General features: G+C 72.4%; 4 protein-coding genes. All 4 read right to left on the reverse strand.

Translation table 11 applies throughout. The features are described from left to right. Positions 1-1,003, reverse strand: a 1,003-nt coding sequence (locus ACQKIP_RS41550) for a MerR family transcriptional regulator (protein ID WP_427745381.1), incomplete at its 3' end; no start/stop codon positions are given. A gap of 3 nt (positions 1,004-1,006) precedes the next feature. Then, entirely contained in the window at positions 1,007-1,696 is a 690-nt protein-coding gene (locus ACQKIP_RS41555; protein WP_365853869.1) for a HEAT repeat domain-containing protein, read from the reverse strand. Positions 1,697-1,838: 142 nt separating this feature from the next. Further along, a complete protein-coding gene (gene ilvD / locus ACQKIP_RS41560) occupies positions 1,839-3,485 on the reverse strand; it encodes a dihydroxy-acid dehydratase (RefSeq protein WP_365853867.1) in 1,647 nt (548 codons plus the stop codon). A gap of 134 nt (positions 3,486-3,619) precedes the next feature. Beyond that, positions 3,620-4,157, reverse strand: a 538-nt coding sequence (locus ACQKIP_RS41565; protein WP_427745383.1) for a fumarylacetoacetate hydrolase family protein, incomplete at its 5' end; no start/stop codon positions are given.

Here is a 4,157-nt window from a genome sequence, read left to right on the forward strand (position 1 = left end):
GCTGTGCCTCGCGCAGCTGAAGCAGGTACGTCGCCGTCACCGCGACGGCACGGTCCTGATCGTGCGACAGCTCCGCGAGGGCTCGTGACGTCCTCGCGCCCGGGATGCCGGCCAGTGCCTGGGTCAGCCGTCTGCGGGCAGGGGCCGTGGTGGTGGCGTGGCCGAGGCGTTCGAGGAGTCCGACCGCGATCTGATCCGCCCTTGTGGCGTCGCCGGCCAGCACGCTGAGCGCATCGGCCGCGTCGGTGTCGTTCCGGCCCTCCGCGATCATGTCGACGAGCATGGGGACCGCCTCGGCCTCTCCCCGTGTTCCGAGCGTCAGCGCCGCATACCCGCGCACCACGGCATCGGGGTGCTCCAGGGCCTTCCGCAGCCGTGCGGCGGCCTCCTCGCCGGGCATTTCGGCGAGGGACTGCACGGCACGTTCCCGCACCGCGGCCGCCGGTGAGCCAAGGCCCTCCGCCAGCAGGGCCGCAGCCGCCTCGCCCGAGCGGGCAAGGGCCCATCGAAGGGCCCCGGCGACGTTCGGATCCGTCTCGCTGAGCGCGGCCTCGACCAGGGCCTCCACCGGCGCGGTCAGCTCGTCGCCCGAGGAGAGCGCGGCACGCTGGCGCGCGTCGGCGTTCTTCGAGCCCAGGGCCTGGAGCAGCGCGACGACCTGGAGGACGTCCTCCCAGCCGCCGGGGTCCGCGGCATCGATGCGGCGCAGCCGCGTGAGCAACTCGGTCTCGGCGGCGATGCGTTCGCGCGTCTGCAGGATGAGATCGCCGACGAGCGCCGACGGCGTGAAGCCGGAGTCGTCGAGGGCGCGCCCGATCTCCCGCAGCGAAAGCCCGAGCGAGCGCAGGCTCTCGATGTGGAAGATCCGCCGGATGTCCTCTCCGGAGTACTCCCGATATCCCGAGCCGCTGCGACCGGTGGGCCGCACCAGGCCGAGTGACTCGTAATGCCTGAGCATGCGGGCACTGACCCCGGACCGTCGAGCCACCTCACCGATCAACACGCCCTATTGTCCCTCGCGGCCGGACCCGCCGAGGGCCACGACGCGCTTGGCCTCCTCGATGGCGAACTCGAACCCGGTGTCCGGGTCGCGCAGCAGCCGTTGCGTGGCGATCGCGTGCGCGCGCACCCCCGGGTCGCGGTGCGCGGTGGCCGTATGCAGGGCCGGCGCGATCACCTCGCCCAGTGCGACCAGCGCCCGGCTCAGGCTCAGTTGTGTCTCCCGCCCACCGCGTCCCAGCTGCGTGGCCAGCGTCGCGGCCAGCGCGGACTCCTCGCCGTGCGGTACGAGCAGGACCGCGGCCCGCCAGGCGCTGCGGGCCACCTCCTCCTCGGTGTCGGTGAGCAGCGCCCGGGTGATCGCCGGCCACGCCCGCGGGTCTCCGATCTTGGAGAGTGTGTGCAGGGCCTGGCTCCGGGCCTGCGCCCGCTCCGAGCGGACCTCGCGGACCAGTTCGGGCAGCGTCATGGCCACCGGGTGGCGGGTGAGCGCCCAGGTCAGCATGTCGCGGACGTAGAACTCGGGCTCGACGGCGCAGCGCTCGACGAGCTTGCCGACGAAGCGCGGGTCGGGCGACGTGCCCAGAGCCAGAGCGGCGCGCAGCCGCACCGACGAGCGGTCGTCCTCCAGCGCCCGGAGCGCCTGGTGTGCCTGGTGTGCTTGTTGGTCCTGCGCGTCGTGTCCTGTGATCGTCATGGAGACCACCTCCTTGGCGAGCAGTGAAGACCTTGTCACCGTGTCAAGGTCAAACAGGTCCGTGCCGCCGGGGTGCGCTCGCGCGCCGGTGGGCCTCACCGCTGCCGCGCGGTAAGACCCACAGGTGGAAGGCGGTATCGCGTCACACGGTGACGGCACCGTCCGATGCCGAGCCGACGATGGCCGCGTACTTGCTGAGGACGCCGCGCTCAAGGGGGCGCTCCGGGCGGGTCCAGCGTGCCCGGCGCGCGGCCAGGTCCTCGTCCGGGACATCGAGGTCGAGCGTGTTGCGCGCGGAGTCCACGACCACCGTGTCACCGTCCGCCACGAGCGCGATGGGACCGCCGTGCCACGCCTCCGGGGCCACGTGGCCGATCACGAGGCCGCGCGAGACACCGCTGAAGCGTCCGTCGGTGACCAGGGTGACCGATTCCCCCAGACCCTGGCCCACCAGGGCGCCCGTGATCGACAGCATCTCCCGCATGCCGGGGCCGCCGGCCGGACCCTCGTAGCGGACGATCACCACGTCGCCCTCCGTGATCCGGCCGCCCTGGATGGCCTCGAAGCACGCCTCCTCGGAGTCGAAGACCCGCGCCGGGCCCCGGCGGACGAAGTCGGGGCGCCCGCCCAGCTTCAGCACGCAGCCGTCCGGAGCGAGCGAACCGCGCAGGATCGCCAGTGCGCCCGGCGCCTTGACGGGCGACTTCACCTCCCTCACCACCTCCTGCCCCTCCGTGGCGACGGCGGCCGCGGCCACGTCCGCCGGTGAGCGGCCGTCGACCAGCCTGACCGAGTCGCGCAGCACGCCCGCCTCCAGCAGCCGGGCCGCGACCAGCGAGGTGCCGCCGGCCCGCCACAGATCGGCCGCCGTGTAGGGCCCGGACGGTTTGAGCGCGGTGATGATCGGCACCGCACGGCACACCGTGCCGATCGTGTCGATGGCGAGGTCGATCCCGGCCTCGCGGGCGATGGCGAGCAGATGCAGGACGGCGTTGGTGGAGCCGCCCATCGCGGCCACGGAGACGATCGCGTTGTGGAAGGCGTCCTGCGTGAGGATGGCGGAGGGCCGCAGGTCGCGGGAGAGGACGTCAAGGGCGAGTTCGCCGATCTGCTCGGCCGCGGCCGTCTTCTCCACGACCGTGGCGGGGATGTCCCCGACGCCGAACGGGGCGAGGCCCAGGAAGTCCGCGACGGTGCCCATCGTGTTCGCGGTGTACTGCGCCGCGCACGTTCCGGCGCCCGGACAGGCGTGCCGGGCGAGGTCGTCCACGTCCTCCTGGCTGACCCGGCCGACGGACCGCTCGCCCAGGGCCTCCCACATGTCCTGGATGGTCACCTCGCGCCCGCGCCAGGTCCCCGGCATCATGCTGCCGCTGTAGAGGAGCACGGAGGGGATGTCGAGGCGTGCCATGGCCATCATCGCGGCGGGCACCGTCTTGTCGCAGCCGACGATGCAGACCATGGCGTCGAACTGATGGGCCCGCCCCATGAGTTCGATCGAGTCGGCGATGACCTCCCGGCTGACGAGCGAGGCCCGCATGCCGGGCGTGCCCATCGTCAGGTTGTCCGAGACGGCGATGGTGTTGAACTCCATGGGCGTCCCGCCCGCCCGGCGCACTCCCGTGGCCACATGGCGTGCCAGGTCACGGTGCGTCAGGTTGCAGGGCATCGTCCCGGTCCAGGTCGAGGCGATGCCGACGGTGGGACGGCGCATCTCCTCCTCGCTCAGGCCCATCGCGTACAGGTGCGAGCGGGCCGGTGCGCGGTCGGGATCATCGGCGATGTTCATGCGGCTCCTTCGGCGTGCAGACGTAAGGGCGTACGGGAGTGAAGGCGGTGAGGCGTGAGGCGGGGGGAGCGGCCTCCTCGGCCAGGGGGTGGGGCGGAGGAGGCCGCCGGGGACGGCGGCAGGTTGTGCCGCCGTCAGTCGGTGACGTGGATCGGATTGCGCAGCAGGCCGAGGCCCTCGACCTCCACCTCCACGATGTCCCCGTCCTGCAGCCACAGCTGCGGGTCACGGCCCATGCCGACGCCGTGCGGGGTGCCGGTGGCGATGACGTCCCCGGGATACAGCGTCATGTAGCGCGACAGGTAGGCGATGGTCTCGGCCACGCCGAAAATCATCTCCTTGGTCGAACTGTCCTGCAACGTAAGGCCGTTGACGCGCGCGGCGATGGCCAGGCTCTGTGGGTCGGGTACCTCGGAAGCGCTGGTGATCCAGGGGCCGAGCGGGCAGAAGCCGTCGAAGTTCTTGCCCCGGAACCACTGCCCGTCGGAGAACTGCGCGTCACGGGCGGACACGTCGTTGGCCACGGTGTAGCCGAAGACGTACGACGCGGCGTCCGCCACGCTCACGTCACGCGCCGTGCGGCCGATGACCACGGCCAGCTCCGCCTCCCAGTCCAGCTGCCCGGTGGTGCCGCGCGGGACGCGGACAGGGGCGGCGGGGCCGGTCAGGCCG

The sequence above is a fragment of the Streptomyces sp. NPDC059900 genome, from assembly GCF_050270335.1.
In the GTDB taxonomy this organism is placed as follows: domain Bacteria; phylum Actinomycetota; class Actinomycetes; order Streptomycetales; family Streptomycetaceae; genus Streptomyces.